This is a genomic window from Vibrio sp. NC2 (assembly GCF_025195005.1).
Lineage (GTDB): Bacteria > Pseudomonadota > Gammaproteobacteria > Enterobacterales > Vibrionaceae > Vibrio > Vibrio splendidus.
In genome coordinates this window covers 122,208-140,679 of sequence record NZ_JANVFC010000003.1, presented here as the reverse complement: position 1 = coordinate 140,679, position 18,472 = coordinate 122,208, and the positions used below count along the sequence as shown (strand labels likewise).

Sequence of the window (18,472 nt, the reverse complement as noted above, 5' to 3'; positions counted from 1 at the left end):
CCAACCGTAATCTATGGTTGTATTTCAATCGTTCCGAAGTTTATTTGTTGGAATTACATTTACATTGTAAATAAGTGACGATGTAACATTTTAAATGTAAGCCGGAAATAGCACTGTTAGCGGTGATAAAAATAGACGTTTTTGTGTTCATCTAAGCCTATTTTTCATCAAACTGTAAAAATACAGTCTATTTTATGTGATTTTACTCATAAATGTATGTTCATGTTTTTGTTGTGTTTGTTGTTAATCGCTGTACAATTTGTTCTAGGTTAATCATTACGGAAACTGGCAATGAAAAGAGAACAAACGATTGATAAGCTCTATCAGCTGGCCGAACAAACTCAACAAGTTCAGGCTGACCGAATTGAGATTATTCTGGAAGAGCGAAGTGATGAACATTTCCCTCCAATGTCTAAAGCTATGATGGAGACGCGTTCAGGCTTAACTCGTCGAAAATTGGATGAGGCTATCAACAAGCTTGAAGCGGATGGTCATCAGTTTACAAAGAACAACGCCAATCATTACTCGATTTCATTGACTGAAGCTCACATGCTGATGGACGCAGCTGAAGTGCCGAAGTTCCACCAACGTAAGCAGCATCTAGACAATAAGCCATGGGTTATTAACGTGCAGAACCAAAAGGGCGGTACGGGTAAATCAATGACTGCGGTTCACCTAGCGGCTTGTCTGTCTTTGAACTTAGATAAGCGCTACCGTATCTGCTTGATTGACTTGGATCCACAAGGTTCTTTGCGTCTGTTCTTAAACCCACAAATTAGTGGTGCAGAGCACGACAGTATCTATTCTGCTGTTGATATCATGTTGGACAATGTGCCTGAAGGCCAAGATGTTGACCTTGAATTCTTGCGTAAGAACGTACTATTACCAACACAGTATCCGAATCTAAAGACGATTTCGGCGTTCCCAGAAGACGCGATGTTTAACGCTGAAGCGTGGCAAAGCCTATCTCAAGATCAGTCACTTGATATTGTTCGTCTTTTAAAAGAGAAGCTTATCGACAAAATTGCTGATGATTTTGATGTGATTATGATTGATACCGGCCCGCACGTAGACCCTCTAGTGTGGAACGCAATGTACGCATCGAACGCTCTTCTGATTCCATGTGCTGCCAAGCGTTTGGATTGGGCTTCAACGGTTAACTTCTTCCAGCACTTACCAACCGTGTACGAGATGTTCCCGGACGACTGGAAAGGGCTCGAATTTGTTCGTCTAATGCCAACCATGTTTGAAGACGACAACAAGAAGCAGGTATCAGTATTAACTGAGATGAACTACCTGTTGAATGACCAAGTAATGATGGCCACTATTCCAAGAAGCCGCGCTTTTGAAACCTGTGCAGATACTTACAGCACGGTTTTCGATCTAACGGTGAGCGACTTTGAGGGTGGTAAGAAAACTCTGGCTGTCGCTCAAGACGCAGTACAAAAAAGTGCTCTAGAATTAGAGCGTGTATTACATAGCAACTGGCCTTCACTTAATCAGGGATAACAAGAATGGCAATTAAAACATCTGACTTAAATGCAAAGCTATTTGGTAAAGCAAACAAACGTCGCGTAGCTACGCCACAAGAAGCTCAAACAGCGGCTAAAGAACAGGCTCAAGTGATCGAGCTTTCTGTTGCAGGCGAAGAATTGGTTTCATTTGAACTAGTTCGAATCCCGGCGGCTGACGTAGCAACTCAAACGGTTGTTTTCGAAGAAAATGCTCGTGAGCAATCTTTCTTAAACGAGCACGCGCTTTCTGATGTTCTTACAACATTGAAAGAACGTGGCCAGCAATACCCAGCGGTTGGTCGTAAAAACAAAGACGGTAAGATTGAAGTTCTCGATGGTAGCCGTCGTCGTATGTCGTGTATTTTGGCTGACAAAGAGTTCCTTATCTATGTTGCTGAAAACATCAACGGCGAACACGCTAAGTTCCTATCTGATGTCGCTAACGCTCATAAACCGCTTTCTCTTTACGAGAAGGGTAAAGAGATGCAAGCGAAGCTAGATAAAGGCGAAGCTGAAGACCAGAAAGCACTAGCGAAAATGTTCCAGTGCAGTGAAGCTTTGGTGAGTGGCGCGTTGAAAGCGGCGGCTTTGCCTCTTGAACTGCTACAAGCTTACCCAAATGTGAGCGATCTTGGTCGCCCAACCATTGTTAAGCTACACAAACAATTTGGTGGCCTGACTGGCGAACAACAGCAAACATTACTGACTAAGTGTGATGCTTCTGAAGGTTTTGTATGGCAGCGTAGCGAAGCACAAGGTGTTACGCGTTTAACTAAAGACGTTACTGAAACTTTGGAAGGTTGGATTCTTGAATTGGCACCTGCGCCAGCGAAGAAAGCTTCTCCAAAAGTTGAGCTTATTAAGGGCCGCGCTTCATACAGCCGTAAGGGTTCAAACTTGGCGTTGAACCTTAAGAAAGTGGATGACGCGACAATGGAAGAGATTTTGGCCTTCGTTCAATCCAAGCTCGACTAAGTCGACAACTTTCCATTACGACTCTAAAGCCGCATTATGCGGCTTTTTATTTGGCTGTGATAAACTGTGTCTAGATGAATCTGGACGCTAACTATGACAAACCCAACCAACACTTTTCTGCATACACTTTCTGATGTTGCTCAACATAATGATCACCGTTACGGCGTGGTTTTTAACGGCGATGTCGACTGGCAAAACACGGCTATTTCAACTTTCCTTCAAGATAAGAACGTTAAATCCATTTTTCAGATTGGCGGTGTCCCATTCGACGATGTGACGCATGCACCGGTCAAGAAGGGGCAGAAACTTCTGGGGCGTGAATGCCAGATTCTTGTTTGTGATTTTAGAGAGCAGTTTGACGCGAATGGTTTCAGTGCAGCACTGGGGTCGTTAGTGGGTGGCGGTTTGTTGTTGGTGTTGCCGCCAAACGTCAATGAAGCTGAAGAGGGTAGGAGTTCTTGCTTTGGCCAACGTTGGTTAAAGGGGCATTTCGATAAACTCATTTCTGTTTCGCAAGCTAATGAAGCTGGCGATGTTACTCAAGCAAGTAACGCATTCCCCCCAAAACAAAACGCTGAAATCGGATTGGATAGATTTAAACAGCAAAACGTGGCAGTCGAGTTGGTCAAAAAGGTGTTGTCTGGGCATCGCAAACGTCCTTTGGTTCTCACCGCAGATAGGGGCCGTGGTAAAAGTTCGACGTTGGGGATTGCCGCAGCACAGCTTCTGGTTGAACGTTATGGATTAGATATTATTGTGACTGCGCCTTCAGTGAAAGCAATCGAGCCTGTTTTTTCCCATGCAATACAGCGACTCGAAGTCATCGAAGTGGTTAACGCTACACACATTCGCCATCAAGGGGGAAGTTTAAGATTCGTAGCTCCGGATGACTTACTTAAATCTAAGCCTGATTGCGACCTGCTATTGGTTGATGAAGCGGCTGCTATTCCAATTCCTATGCTCAAGTCCATGGTCGGCATTTATCATCGTATGGTTTTTTCAACCACGGTGCACGGTTACGAGGGTAGTGGACGAGGGTTTGGGATTAAGTTTGAATCTTGGCTTTCTGTACACCGCCCTGGTTGGAAAGGCTTTAAGCTTGAACAACCGATTCGTTGGAACAACAACGACCCACTAGAAGCTTGGTTGTTTGATTGCTTCCTACTTGGTAATGACGCATCACTCACTGAATCGGCTGTTGATGAAATCGATGGCTTTTCTGCTAACGCAATCAACCAATTAAACTTGGTCGAGTTATCAAAAGCAGAATGCTTGGCTAATCCTGAGCAGCTACAACAATGTTTTTCTCTTCTCGTGGATGCGCACTATCAGACCTCGCCTAATGACTTAATGCAGTTTCTCAACAATTCAGCAATCCGTTTGTACGCCGCCTGGAAGCAAGATGAATGCTTAGGTTCTATGTTGGTCATTGAAGAGGGTGGCTTAGATAAAGATTTGACTGCTCAGATTCAAATTGGAAAACGCAGGCCTCAAGGACACCTTGCACCTGTGTTACTGGCAAACCAACTTGGCTGTACAGAAGCGGCGACCAGTCGCTGCCTTCGAGTGATGCGCATTGCAGTTTCAACGCCTCATCAAGGTTTGGGCATTGGCGGTTGGATGTTGGCTAAGTTATCAGAGCAAACCAGCCAAGCGGATTATCTGGCGACAAGCTTCGGTGCGACTAGTGAGTTGATTTCATTCTGGCGCGATAACGATTTTGTACCTGTCCATATTGGCCACCAGCGCGATCAGGCAAGTGGCTGCCACTCGGTACTGATGGTTAAGGCGCTTACCTCAAACTCCCAAAGCTGGATTAACCAAGCTCTAAGTCACTTCGAGCGTAGCTACTGCTTTCTTGTTTCAGGTTCTTTAGTTTCACTTGAAACCGAAATGGTGCGCGTACTGCTGCCAAAGAGTGTCAATACCGTTAGCGAGTTTGAAACTCAGTTAGTTAGAAATTACGTGAACGGTGGCAACAGTTACGATGCGATTAGCTTCAGCGTACTGAACTTGATTCTACTTGGTAACGATCGAAATATAGGTATTTCTGACTTACTCATCGCAAAGGTCGTTCAGCAGAAAGAGTGGGGGACTTGTGTTGAACAGTCTAATCTTGTTGGTCGCAAACAAGCAGAGATTCAGTTTCGTAAAGACGTCGATGTTTTGCTAGCAAATTTACAGTGTAAATAGACAAGCCATCATTTAAATAGACTGACCGTTACAAATTAGATTTACAGTGTAAATTAGAATCTTGGATTTACACTGTAAACTGAAGCTCCATATTGAAATCCGTTTTTACCCTGATTATCAGCTTCATCACTTCTGTTCCACCTCTCCACAACAGCCTTTAATCATCTAAAGCTATTCGCCTTTACTATCTTGCTCTAATATCGAATCGACATTCAATCACACGAAATATTCTGAAAAATTTCCCTATGTATTTGTAAAGGCGAAGTAGATCATAAAATGTGTAAGTCTTATTTATGAGTCATGTTTGCAGAATCGAAAGTAAGTGATGTGACGCTGATTATTCTAATAATGTGATACTCAGCGCAGAACGAATTATATAGACTGAATAACAACTGAGTCATTAGGGATACTCAATTCGAATGTGGGATAACATTGTTACATTGTCAGAAGACAAGCAACAAGTGATGGCATGTCTGCCGTCGGGGTTTGTGGTTGAAGCAAGCTTTGATAACACGACGTTGCCACCAACCTTGGAAGCTTTGGACGCATCAAACTATTTTCTTTTTGAAGAAGAGGTGTTGCGCTTCGTCACTCTTGCCAAAGAAGGTAAAGGGGAAGCTTACGAAGGAGTCTTGATTGCCGAAGTTCGTAACGCAAGCGTTGCCGTCGAACTGTCTGATGACGAGATGCTCGCGAGTCTGGTGGTGACAGGACCACATCATGGTCACGCACTGCGCGGGAGCGACATCATTCACTGTTTAGCCCAAGCCCACATAACAAAGGGAATTAATAAGTTAGCGCTCAGAAAAGTGCTGATGATGAGTAACAAGCTTAAACCCGGTGAAAAGTTTACTCAACCCGTCGCGAAAGGGACGCAGCCAATAAAGGGCAAAGATGCTAAGTTTGCCGCCTTGGTTGAAGACATTACTCGCCAAGTCTTGAAGCCTCGCAGTAAAGACGAAGGCAAGATTGATATGCGAGACTTGGGGCAAACCATTACTGTTGGTCAAAATGATCACTTGATGAAGCGTACTCCCGCGACCAAAGGCATCGCTGGCTTTACAGTTCAAGGTCGAATTATCCCACCGCTTCCTGGACAAGACAGTTTAATTAAGCCTGGAAAGGGCACCTACATCTCCCCTGACGACCCCAATTTATTACTCGCTTCATTTCCTGGATTACCCATAATCAAAGATAGAACTATAGAAGTAGATGACGCCTTGTGTGTTAGCAACGTAGATGTATCAACCGGACACGTTAAATTCAAAGGCAATGTCTTTGTCTCTGGCAACATTGAACCGGGGATGATCGTCAAGGCGACAGGAAGTGTCACGGTTGGTGGCTTTATTGAATCGGCAGAAGTCCAAGCACAGGGTGATATAAAAGTCGCGAAGGGGATTATCGGTCATACGACTAAAGAGGGTGAGCCGAAAAGCTGCAAGGTGTTTAGCAAAGGTTCTATCACAGCAAGCTACGCGCAGAACGCCGAACTCCAAACCTCCACCGACCTTCGACTGGGTGTGCACAGCATGAGTAATGATATTCGTTGTGGTAACAACCTTATCGTGATGGACAGTTTGAAGAAGCACGGTACGCTCAGTGGCGGCGAAGCTAGAGTCGGTGGGAAAGTGGAGTGTGTCTTTTTAGGCGTAGAAGGAGATACCGCAACCAAGGTATACGGATTTGCACGTTACGATGGTTACCGACAAAAGATAGCCGAGCTGAAAGAAACTTATAAGCATGCTCAAGAGCAGACCATGGATGTGATTCGCCAAGAGCTCGAATTTAAGAAGCGACCAAAAGCGGAACGCAGCGAAGAGCAAGCACTAGAAATTGAGCAGCAAAGAGAAAAAAATAATCTTGCGATCGAAAATACTAAATCACAGTTAGATACGCTTGAAGCTGAGTTTGAAACCAACCTTGCCGAGTGCACAGTTGAGGCGCATGAAAAGGTGTATACGCGAGTGACGATTCAATTTTGTGATGAGACAGTCACCACCAAGCGAACCCACGGCGGCAGCGTATTCTCGTTCAACCAATACGAGATTCAATGTTCATTCAAAATGGAACAAGAAGATATCTCGTTGTAATTGGTGCCTATTTACGGCATCGACTCAGCGGTTATCAATAATATCTTCATCGCAATATGACATCATGTTAGAAGAGAGATATCTGTGAATGACATTGCCCCCTGATGTTCATTAGATAAAACAAAGACCAACGGCTATTCAATATTCTTCATTAATCAGAGGACCACACAGAGCGAATATCTGGCCATCCCCAATTAGTGAGCGATATATCTTCTAAGACGCCGTGAAAACGTAATGTTTGAGTGTGATGGAACATAGGAGCAATCCAATATTCACTGATTAGTGTTGAAGCGATGGGTTCTAGTGCGCTTAGGTAATCTTCAAGTGGAGTGAATGCTCGTACGTTTTCCAATTGTTCATCAAGCCATCTTGCATTTACCTCTCCTAAAGTGTGGTACAAAACGTTATTGCTGTAGAAATTAGAAAATGCTGAAGCATGACGGTTATCATCCAAATTGGTATTCGTTAAGATCAGTGTTTCATCGAGCGTGCCGTTCTCTGCTTTTTCACTCAACTCTCGATAGGAATACATTACTATTTCAACCTTACAGCCGTGATCGGTAAGTACAGAAGAAATAGCGCGAGCGCATCGACGCAATGCTGTGTAGTTGTAACCTGCGATGGTGATGGTTTTTGGTAACGCGCAGACTTCACCAAACGGGCGTAATACGGGGCTCCAAATGGGTAATAAGTTGTTGGCTAGTACGCTGCCATAATGCATTTTCTCTTTACGAAATAGTTCGAGCAGTCGCTGTGGGTGAATTAACTCCGTAATGTAACGACGTTGAGCGCGTGTTAATGGATGTTTCGTATGTTGGTTGAATAGAGCGAATAAGCAGCCGTCTTCAGTTCGACTGTGTTGACTCGAGTGAGAGGCATTAGGTGTTTGTATTGAAACCTCAATACCGCTCGTGGTTTCAGATACTTGGATAGGAGCATTACTTGATAGCGATGGGTTCTCCATTTTCTCATCATTTACAATCCAAATCGTGACTAAATCGACTAACACACGACACGAATAGTAGCCATCGAACGCTTGCAACTTTAGTTTATTTTTATCGTGCTCGACCACAGAGAATGGACCACTTCCAATCACCGAATTGTTGTTTGCAACATTCACTTGGTTCGCTGGCTGAATGCCGTATTTGACGCCTGAAATAAGCCCAGCGAACCCACGATCCGGTTTGTTCAATGTAAATACAATCTTTAAGGGATGTGGCGCCGCAATATCGGTGACGTGCGCTAGCTCTTTTTGATAATAATGAAGTGCGCTGAGCTTAGCAAAGAGACCCACAATCGTATCTGCGTTAATTGGTTCACCGTTGTGGAATGTGAGCCCTGGACGAAGATAAAACGTCCATTGATAATTATCCTCATCATAACGCCAATGATGAGCAAGTTCAGGCCTCACAACGCCTTTGTCATGACTGGATACCAAGCAGCAATAAACCTGACGCAAAAAGAAACGCTCACTACAACGGTGCAATTGGTGGGGGACAATGCGCTCAAACATTCGCTTGTATGTCAGCTGGATGTTCACTCGGCCTTCTTGAACAGAAGTCCCAGAGGTTGTTTTTAGTAGTCGGCCAAACATCGCTTCATCTTCATCGAGAATCGCTAATGCTCTCTCATACTTGCCTTGTTGGATTTGCTCTAGCGCTAGGTTCTCTTTTAGGGAGTTTAACTCAATGTTTAAAAGCAGCGTCGAGCGTTTGTTTCGACCTGCTTTTGGCTGCCAGGTCAACCACTCTAGCTCCTGCATTTGCGATAAAAGGTTGCGAGCATGTCGAGGAGAAGCACACAGTAAATCAGCAACTCCCTCTACTGTGGTCTTTATTTCGCTGCCGACTCCTGTGGGTATGAGTCGCTGGTAATACCTAAGCAGGTTGAGATTAGACACCAAAAGCCCTTAATTAGTGGATAGCCTGGTATTTTACTCAACTTAGGTCCAAGAAAATAAGAAAATGTTCGGTTACTTTTTTCCTCTTTTGTTACTTTGTAAGGTAAAAAAGGGGGAGCTGATGCTCCCCCTTTGCTTTTGCTGATATTGATTTAGTTAGATTCTTTAAGTCACATGAGCGCTTTAACTTGCTGCTCTTACCTTGCCTTGCTTCAAGTCTGACAGAACTTGTGCTTTCGGGCCGTCGGCAATAATGCTGCCTCTCTCCATCACAATCACTCTATCTACAATATCCAACATCGATGTTTTGTGGGTGATAAGAATCAATGTCTCGCTTGGCAATAACTGGTTGAGTTGATGTTTGATGTGCATCTCTGAGCGATTATCCATCGCACTGGTCGGTTCATCCATCAAAAGCACGGGTGGACGTCCTAAGAAGGCTCTCGCTATGGCAATCGACTGACGTTGACCACCAGATAGCAAAGCGCCACCTTCGCCCACTTGGCGTTCTAAGCCTGCTGGATCTTGCTGAGTAAAAGCGGTCACGCCTGCACGGTTGGCTGCGTCCATCACATCACGGTCATCGACCAACGGGCGACCTAAGGTAATGTTGTCTCTTACTGAGCCGTAGAACAGGTTACTGTCTTGCGGTACACAGCCTATATTGCGTCGTACGTCGACATGATGCAGTTGTTCCATGTCAGTGTCATCAATGCGCACATGACCTTCTGTAGGCTTGTATAGGCCCATAATCAAACGTTCTAGCGTGGTCTTGCCTGAACCAATTCGGCCAATGATCGCCACTTTTTCACCGGGTTTGATATTAAGGGTTAGGTCTCTGATAGAAGCGACAGGCGAGTCTGGGTAGTGGAACGTCACTTTATCTAGCGCAATATGACCCTGAATAATCGGACGGTGGATGTAGCGCTTACCTTCTTCCTGTTCATCAGGCATCGACATTACTTGTTCAATCAAGGTCATCGAAGACTTTGCTTGGTTGTAACGTGTAGAAAGCAAAGACAGTTGAACAAGAGGGCCAATTGCACGGCCGCTCAACATGGTTGCGGCAATCAAGCCACCCATGGTGAGTTCACCTTCTGCGATGAGGTACACACCAAAAATGATCATACCTACATTGGTACTTTGTTGAACAAAGCCAGCCGTGTTTTGGATGCTGTCGGTGATACGGCGACTTTTGATATTCCAGTTTGCCATGTGCGCAACCGCTTCTTCCCAACGGAATTGGAACTGACTTTGCGCGCTGAATAATTTAACGGTCTCTAACCCAGCCAAACTCTCAATCAGGTTCGCGTACTTCTGAGAAGCAAGTCTAGAGCCTTCTTCAATCGTACGACGTAGTGGCCCTTGGATTAACAGTGCATAGATGATCAAAATGACCACACCGACGACAGGAACAAACACAAGGTTTCCGGCCATCAGCCAAATTAACGCCAAGAACATCAGCGCGAATGGTAAGTCGATTAACGAGCCAATGGTTGCTGAGGTAAAGAACTCACGGATTGATTCAAATTCTTGCAGGTTTTTCGCGAAAGCGCCAACAGAGGCGGGCTTTGCTTCCATGCGAATCCCCAGAACTTTACTGAACAGTTTAGAGGAAATTAAGATATCGGATTTTTTCCCCGCGACATCAATGAAGTAACTGCGCATTAACTTGAGAAGCAGATCGAAAAGGAAGACGACGAAAATACCACTCGCCAACACCCACAGGGTTTCAAAGGCAAGGTTGGGGACTACTTTGTCGTACACCAAACGAGTAAACATTGGCGCGGCAATGGCGAAGATATTGATCAGAATGGATGCAATCAACACATCACGATAGATGTTTTTAGATTCCCAAATGGTGCTCCAAAACCAGTGACCTTTGCGTGTTTTTAGAACCTCTGGTGAACGTTCATCATAACGGAATTGTTTTTTTACCAAGAAGTAGCGGCCGATGAATTGTTCTTTGAGTTCATCGATTGTAATGACGATAGGCACCATCCCGCTTTCTGCGGTGATGATCTCTGCTTCTTGTTTTTCTAAATCGATACTATTTAGAACACATGCTTCGCCCTGTTTGAGAAGTAGAATAGCAGGCAGAATCAGGTGAGGAATACTTTCTAACTCGGAACGGTTTTCTTTCGCCACTAATCCTGCTCGTTCAGCAGAACGAGGGAATAGGAAAGGGGTTAGCTTTCCATCGGATAGTGGTAGCCCATTGATCAACGCTTCGGGCGAGTTAGCTAACCCGTAATACCGACTAACGTAGATCAGTGAGTTTAATAGTGGATCTTGCATGCGATATAACCCTTACAACTATTTATCAACAATGAAGCCTTGGAACACTTCTACGTAGTTATCAGACAGGATATCTAGCTGAGTCTGAGTTTCTATTCGAGACGCAATGGTAGTTATGCCTAGGTTGTGAGCGGTTCTAGAGATCGACGTTAAGGTGAATTTCTGTTTTTCATCATCAAGGTTGTGCGTAAACAAGTAATCCAACTTCACATAGCTTGGGCGGTACTCGTTGATGTAATCCAATGATTGGAAATTACGTCCGTAGTTATCAACCCCGAATACGGAGTCAGCGTTACGAATGGTGTTACACAGCAGCGCCGTGTAGTGCGGAACATTGATGAAACAATTTTCTGGAATCTCAAAATGTAACAGATGAGCAATTGAGGCATTGTGTTCAAGAGTTTTACCAATCCAGCGGATGAAGCTTGGCTGAGAAATACTGCTTGGCGAAATATTGATAGCAACGGGCCTCGTGACTTCTTTCGCATTCAGTTTCTCAATCATCTTCTCGATAACGTATTGGTCGAGAATGTGGCTCATTTCTAACTGTTCTAGTGCGTATAGATATTGGTTTGCACCGTAACGAACTCCCTCTTTTTCAATCGCAGAGAACACTTCTTGGTGATACGTTTTGCCAAAGCTATTGTTTGCAGCTTGCAGACGGAAGGTGACAAGGTCGTTGATGATCGCTTCTTCAACCAACATACGCCATTGTTGTTTGCCCATCACAGCACCATGATCGTCTGCCGTTACGTAGCCGTAAGTCAGTTCACGGTTCGCCTTCGCACTTGAGAGCGCGTTATCGACCAACGACATGATTTCGGTACTGGTTTTTCGCGTGTTGCTGTATGTAACACCTAGCGCGATGTGTGGATTCGCCGTACCTGTTGGGTCTGAACCTAGGTTTTGAATGCAGTTTACGATGCTGCCAGCAACAAGTTTAAGTTCGCTTTCATCAATGTTTGGCATGATGAAACCGAATTCGTCACTAGAAATACGGGCGATGGTGATATCTGGTGATGAGATTGAAGCTTGCAGCTGTTCAGCCAGTTGATGAACCAAGGCATCACCTTCTTGATAGCCTTTTTCGTCGTACTCTTCACTAATAAATTCGGCTTTTAGTACGGCTAAACCACCTAAACTCGACTCTTCTAACCATTGAGTTAACTGAGACATGTAGTAAGCGCGGTTGCCTAGCTGAGATACAGGATCGATATACGCTCTTTCACGCAGCTTTTGAGCTTCTTTCGCTTGGTTTTTAAAGGCCAGTTCAACTTGGGTCGACATGTGGTTGATACCGTCGACAACTAAGGTCAGGTCTTTTGTTTTCGGACGGGCCAGTGGTTCACCAAACTGATTCTTCGCGATCTGATCCATCTTGGTAATGATCAACGAGAGTGGGCGTAATGCGCGTTTAAGGATCCAAGAGATAGACACTAAACCGAGCAAGAAGATCGTGCCAAAGATGCCCAGTAAGCGGATGAACGCTTGCCAAAGTTGATCGTAGGCAGGACCAGGGTGACTTACGATCTCTACTTCTGCCAGTTGCATCCAGCCACTGGTAATCACGCGGCGGTCATGAACAGGCTCAAATAGATTTAGGTTGGTAAACCACTCTGGTACGCCGGTTGGCTTTACAGGGTATGAACGGAGAATGTCATCTCCGGTGTCTAGGAAAATCAATCGCACGACGGAATAAGAACTGCCATCAAATAGGGCGTTGATAACAGACTCCACTGCCACCTTGTCCTTTTCTTCTAGGTAAGGGGCGAGAGCCAGTCCAACAGTATTAATGGTATTACTTACCTCAGAGCGTTGCTGCTCCTCTAAGTATCCACGGGTGGTATTGAATTCGATCATAAAAACTGACGTCATCAGCAGTATGAATACCGCAACCATCCCGACCACAAGCTGTTTATATAAAGTCATTGTACCTACTCATCGTAATTGATAATGGGTTTGTTTAAATTGAGAGAGCGCTCACGAGAACGTAGGTCGTTCCATAAGCTCAATCTTGAAGATTTCCCTGCCAGCTTACCGCTGCCTGCTGCCGACTTAATTAACCAAAGGTTTTTACCATTGAAGCTGTATATCGGTCGCAGGTCTCCGCGTTTAGAACCGCGTTTTATTTCAGGGTTTAAGTTATCCAAAATTAGTGGTTCTGCACTGGGTGTTGAGTAGTACGCCAACACCATATGGAATTGGTTTAACTCAAGTGCTTTTACGTACACCAATCGTAATTTTTTATCTGGGACGCCGAGTTCAAGTAAAGAGAAGTATTTTGCGATAGTGAAGTCTTCGCAATCACCCGCGTTACTGCCTAAAAACTCCAGTGGTGTCGCCCAGTAGTCATTCTTTCCCCACAGTATGTTGTCATCGACAAAGTACATTTGGTTGAAGAACCGGTTTACCGAATCAAGCTTTTCCGTTTCACTTAGCCCTTCGTACGACGTCATATTGGAGCGCCATGTTGCCACTCGTTTTCCGGCTCTTTCCCCGTAGGTTGCAGTAACCGCGTCTATCCACCTTTGGTCGCTCTTGTTGAGCGCCACTGAGGTAAAAGAGGTGAGGACCAGCAACAATAACGAAATCCGAGATTTCATAGCCTCTGCTCTTGTCTGTTCAGTGTGTATTGAAAGGCGCTATCAAGCATCAAACGTCCTTACTCTTTTAATGCGTTGTTTTGAGCGCTTAATAGTGGCTTCAACATGTATTCAAGTACGGTTCTCTTGCCCGTGATGATATCGACAGAGGCTGTCATACCAGGAATGATCGGCAACTCTTCGTTGTGTCCAAAGCTGTATTTATCGGTACGTACACGCACGATGTAGAAGCTATTGCCTTCTTCATCTTGAGTGGTATCGGCGCTGATGTGTTCTAGCACACCTTCTAAACCGCCATATTTTGTGAAGTCATAGGCACTAAATTTAACAATGGCGGTCAGTTCTGGGCGTAGGAATGCGATATCTTGCGGAGCGATTTTAGCTTCAACCAATAGCGAGTCTTCAGTCGGTACAATCTCAACAATGTCCATACCCGGCTGAATAACACCGCCCACGGTATTAATACCGAGTGTTTTGACTGTGCCCGTTACGGGAGAGACCACGATGGTACGGTTTACTCTGTCTTCAAGGCCAACCGAAGATTCGGTCATTGCAGAGAGCTTGTCTTGTGCTTGGTTCAGTTTTTCTTGTTGTTCCGAGCGGAAGCTCAATGCTGCATCAATACGGCTTAACATAGATTCTTTGATTGCGGAACGAAGGAGAGGGATTTTGAGTTCGCTCGAGGTCATTTCTCGACGAGTGTCATTCACTTGTCTTTGAAGCTTGAGGAGTTCAATTCTTGGCACAACGCCTTCATCGGCAAGCGGTTTTGTTATGTCTAATTCTTGGCGGGCAAATTTGTAACTTTGTCTTAAGTTATTGACGCGCGATTTTATTTCAACAAGGTCTTGTTGCTTTTGTTCAACTTGTTGATCAAAAACGGAAAGTTGGTTTCTTAGGTTGTTCAGGTCTTGACGATATTCGGCTTTTTGGCGATTAACCAGTTTAGGTTGAAGTTCGTATAGCTTTGGTGGGAAGGCGAGTTTGCCGTAGTCGAGTACCACACTTTGTTTCCAGTTTTCGACGGAGAACTCTTCGTTGATGACCACGCTGTTAAAGGAAGCTGAAAGCATCAACACGCTGGCAGTTAAGTTTGCCACTTGTTGTTCGCGCTCTCGGAAGTCAGAACGGAATCGAGTGTCATCGATCAACAGCAGCTGTTGACCTTTTTGAACGCGTTGACCTTCCCTTACTAATATCTCTTTTACGAGGCCGCCTTCAAGGTTTTGCACTACTTGGATTTGGGAAGAGGGAATGACTTTGCCTTGGCCAACGGTGACTTTATCGATCTCAGCCCAAGCGGACCACCCAATAGCAGCAATAAAAAACAGAACGATCACCCATAACATAATACGCGCACTGGTGGGCGTATTGAGTAGTAGTGCCGCTGTTTTATCATCGACATACTCAAGTTCGGTTTCGTTCAATTTGCTGTAATTCTTCTGGCTCATGACAGTCCTTGTTTGCTAAATAAAAGTGCAAGCCTATTGAGTGTATTCTTACTTTTGATAAATGTTAAGATTTTGCTCCTTTAAATCTTTGAATTTATATATTTTTTAAGACTTATCGGTTCTTGAAATCTGTTTTATCCAATTGGTGCTTTCTCAGCTTGTCATACAGTGTCTTTCGCGACACTTGCAGCTCTTGTTGCACTTCTTTTAAACGTCCTTGATGGCGATGCAGTGCCTCAATTAAGATAATTTGTTCAAAGCTATCAGTACGTTGGTTTAACGACTGTTGCTGCTCCTCAATGCTCACGTCACGTTCATCCGCGTCACTTTGCTCACCAGTATCACCGTCGAGCGACGGCTGCTTAATTTGAGTCAGCACTCTGAGTTCGGCATGTTGGCGAAGCTGACGAATGTTTTCCGTCCAATGAGTCGCAATGAGTCGTTGAATCTCTTTTTCTGTAATGACGGGTGGCGGCAGCTGATATCGACTTGCCGCACCACGAGCAAAATGCTTAAACAAGGAGCCAATATCTTCGGTTCGTTGCGCCAAGGTTAACAAATCAAATCGGCGGAACTCACCTACAATTGTAGTTGGAACTATTGTGGTTGCGATAATGATACAAGTTGCATTGGTCTTGCATGAGTTTTCACGAAGTAGAGTGGGTTTTAGAGCCGCTAACCAGCGCCACTGTTGTGAAGTTAATGCTTCTGTTTCATGGATATAAAGTGTTCCACCCTGATATTTTCTGAATAATTGCACGACAAACTGATCAAACGTAACTTGGTCATTGCGTGGTAAATTGAACGCAGCGACAGGGCAAAGCTCTGCGGATTGATGGCTGTGTAGATCGTGCGTGTACTGCGCCGTGACCCTTTTACCTGTCCCCAGATCGCCGACAAACAGTAGAAGAGGGTGAGTTTGGGTATCTAAAGTGATCAGTTCTCGGCGTAATGCCTGCATGGATGGCGATTGACCAATCAGTTTTGGTCCCACCTGATTCTGCATCGCCAACTCTTTACGCAATAAGTTGTTCTCTTCAACCAGTGCGAGTTTATCTGCGGCTTTTTTTACCGCGGTGAGTAGGCCATCGACCACAAATGGCTTTTCCAGAAAATCGTAAGCGCCGGCTTTCATTGCCGACACCGCGGTTTGCACGTCACCATGCCCAGTAAGGACGATGATCTGAAAATGAGGATTTTGGCTCAGCAACTTTTGTGTCAATTGAATGCCATCCATCACTGGCATGTGAATATCGGTGATGACAATTCCAGCTTGCGCGGTATCTATTTTCTTTAATGCCTCAATAGCATTAGGAAAGCAGACGATATCGATGCCTTCAATGAGCATGGCTTGTTCTACGGAGTCTCGGATTGCGGGTTCATCGTCGACAAAATAGAGTTTAGGCATAGAGTGCAAAAGTCGAGTCCTTAACAGTATGTGATTTGCTGTATGTCAGATGAGCAGTATGTAACATTCGTTTTCTAATCAACAATAACAACCGCACGTCAGCCCTTATCGTTATATAACGGGATGTTTAGCGAGAATACCATGCCTGAAGGCTCTAATCGGTTCGCGCTGATCGTGCCGTGATACGCCTCAATAATCCGTTTCGATATTGAGAGCCCTAGCCCTAAGCCTTCCGGTTTAGTGGTAAAGAACGGGTCGAACAACTTTTCTAATTTGTCGTCCTGCATGCCAATTCCGTTATCCCAAATGATCACCTGACAAGAGTCATGATGCAGTTGCCATTCGATGCCTATCTGAGGGCTAGCCTGTTGGTCTACGTTTTCCAGGTTTTGTTGCTCCTGCAAGACTTTCTGTTCAAGAACTTGTTGTTGAAGCGCTTGAGTCGCGTTGTGAATCAGGTTAACCAGCACTTGTTCGAGCTCGGTTGGGTGAATCGCAATGTTAATGTCGTCTGGCACTGTGCTTAACCTTAGCGTGATGCCTTGTTTGATCATTAGCGCACTAAGAATACTGGTCGCGTTGTTGATCGATTGATGCAGGTTTGCGACGTGATGTTCTTGCTTGGTGACCTTACGAGTGAAGACTTTAAGACGCGCGATGATGTCGGTAATTGAGGTATTCAAAGCAATCATTTTATCGAGATTGCTTTTGACCAAGTCAGTCCGTTCCATTTCAAGCAGCTTTAAGCTGTTCTCACTGTATGTTCGCAGCGCTGCAAGTGGTTGGTTGATTTCGTGGTTAATGCTGGCTGACAGCTCACCGAGTACCGCTAATTTTGCGGTTTGTGTCAGCTCTTGTTCTGTCTGTTTCAACTTCGACTGCGACTCTTGGTATTGAAAAAGGGTTTGTTGCAGCTGTTGATTGGATTGCTTCAAGTAGTGAGTGCGTTTATCAACGGTTTGCTCAAGGTTTTGGTTGAGTCGGGTCAACGCCACTTTCGCGAGATAAGTCTGGCGCCACGACCAAGCGATGAGCACCACCAAGCTGTAAATCACCACGAAGATGACATCGATCTGCAAAACTTTAATAAGCTCCGCTCTGGTCTCTTTTAGGGCGACGACTTGGTACTGGTTGTTGCTGACCGTTGCAGGGTAAAGATTAAAAGCACTAAGCTTGAATAGCTGGTTAGCGGTGAGCTCTTTTCGGATTTCATTGGATTGAAGGTTCTTAGATTGATTGACGTTGCTAGCTTCTGACTGAGAGCTTGAAGAACGGAAGGCTTCGATGATCGAAATTTCGCTTTGACCGTATTGGCGTTGAAGTGCGATATCCGTTTGTTGTTGCTGGGTTAATGGCAACAATGAATGGTAAAGCCATGGAGCTTGGCTCGATAGAAAGACTACTTGGTTAGAGTCGAGTACCACGATTTCATAGTCGTCGCTGGTTAGGATGTTTTCGAGGTTCTCTAAACTCACCTTTACGGTGATAACACCAACAATGTCATTCTCAACATACAGTGGTGAAGATAAAAAATAACCGCGTACATTCGAGCGAGCGCCTAGCGCGACATATTGTGTATTGTTGCCTTGAATGGCTGAAGCAAAGTAGGGACGAAACGAGAAGTTCTCACCCACAAAAGTACGAGGCTTTTGGTAATTACTGGAAGCGACTACAGTGCCGCTCGGGTCATGAATATAGATGGTGTCAGCTTGGCTTTGGTTTGACCATTCAAACAGTAATTGATTGAGTTGAGTGGCGGAAATTTTGTCTGTTTGTGGTGATGAGTCAAAATAAGAGAGCAGACGCGGGTCATGGCTGAGTAAATCCGGGATCTGTTTGAACTTATCCAGTTCAGAATCGATTTGTAGATTGGCTTTATTAGCCGCTTCATTGAGTTGCTGAGTAACGATTTTTTCTTGGAATTGTACTGCCATAAAGTGGGTTGCAGTCAGCCCTGAAGCTCCCAGTAACAATGAGAATAAAACAAAGGGCGTCATTAGGTTAGGCAGTATCTTGGTCACTTGGATCTCAGCGTGTAAT

11 protein-coding genes are annotated in these 18,472 nt (G+C 44.8%); 4 read left to right on the top strand and 7 right to left on the bottom strand.

The genetic code is table 11. The features are described from left to right. The first annotated feature begins 291 nt into the window (after positions 1-291). The 4 genes from NX845_RS06005 to NX845_RS05990 all read left to right on the top strand — a co-directional run bounded on the left by NX845_RS06005 (position 292) and on the right by NX845_RS05990 (position 6,772). Entirely contained in the window at positions 292-1,509 is a 1,218-nt protein-coding gene (locus tag NX845_RS06005; protein WP_065680953.1) for a ParA family protein, read from the top strand. Positions 1,510-1,514: 5 nt separating this feature from the next. After that, complete coding sequence (locus NX845_RS06000; RefSeq protein ID WP_004732564.1) at positions 1,515-2,489, top strand: ParB/RepB/Spo0J family partition protein; 975 nt, start codon at positions 1,515-1,517, stop codon at positions 2,487-2,489. A gap of 93 nt (positions 2,490-2,582) precedes the next feature. Further along, positions 2,583-4,682, top strand: coding sequence for a GNAT family N-acetyltransferase (locus tag NX845_RS05995; protein WP_260256642.1), 2,100 nt, complete (start codon positions 2,583-2,585; stop codon positions 4,680-4,682). 419 nt (positions 4,683-5,101) lie between these two features. Beyond that, positions 5,102-6,772, top strand: a complete 1,671-nt coding sequence (locus NX845_RS05990) for a FapA family protein (protein WP_065680951.1) — start codon at positions 5,102-5,104, stop codon at positions 6,770-6,772. A 151-nt stretch (positions 6,773-6,923) separates the two neighbouring features. Here the strand turns inward: NX845_RS05990 and NX845_RS05985 are convergent, their stop codons facing one another. From NX845_RS05985 to NX845_RS05955, 7 genes are all read right to left on the bottom strand, one after another. After that, positions 6,924-8,672, bottom strand: coding sequence for an SgrR family transcriptional regulator (locus NX845_RS05985; protein ID WP_065680950.1), 1,749 nt, complete (start codon positions 8,670-8,672; stop codon positions 6,924-6,926). 183 nt (positions 8,673-8,855) lie between these two features. Continuing rightward, entirely contained in the window at positions 8,856-10,970 is a 2,115-nt protein-coding gene (locus tag NX845_RS05980; protein ID WP_017084947.1) for a type I secretion system permease/ATPase, read from the bottom strand. An 18-nt stretch (positions 10,971-10,988) separates the two neighbouring features. Further along, complete coding sequence (locus NX845_RS05975; protein ID WP_065680949.1) at positions 10,989-12,899, bottom strand: LapD/MoxY N-terminal periplasmic domain-containing protein; 1,911 nt, start codon at positions 12,897-12,899, stop codon at positions 10,989-10,991. 5 nt (positions 12,900-12,904) lie between these two features. Continuing rightward, positions 12,905-13,573, bottom strand: a complete 669-nt coding sequence (locus tag NX845_RS05970; RefSeq protein WP_017078414.1) for a transglutaminase-like cysteine peptidase — start codon at positions 13,571-13,573, stop codon at positions 12,905-12,907. Between the two features lie 59 nt (positions 13,574-13,632). Then, complete coding sequence (locus tag NX845_RS05965; protein WP_017081323.1) at positions 13,633-15,024, bottom strand: HlyD family type I secretion periplasmic adaptor subunit; 1,392 nt, start codon at positions 15,022-15,024, stop codon at positions 13,633-13,635. Between the two features lie 112 nt (positions 15,025-15,136). Further along, positions 15,137-16,432: a sigma-54 dependent transcriptional regulator gene (locus NX845_RS05960; RefSeq protein WP_065680948.1), complete on the bottom strand. Its 1,296-nt coding sequence runs from the start codon at positions 16,430-16,432 to the stop codon at positions 15,137-15,139. Between the two features lie 98 nt (positions 16,433-16,530). Further along, positions 16,531-18,453 (bottom strand): ATP-binding protein, encoded by a 1,923-nt coding sequence (locus NX845_RS05955; protein ID WP_029406058.1) that lies wholly within the window; start codon positions 18,451-18,453, stop codon positions 16,531-16,533. Positions 18,454-18,472 lie beyond the last annotated feature (19 nt).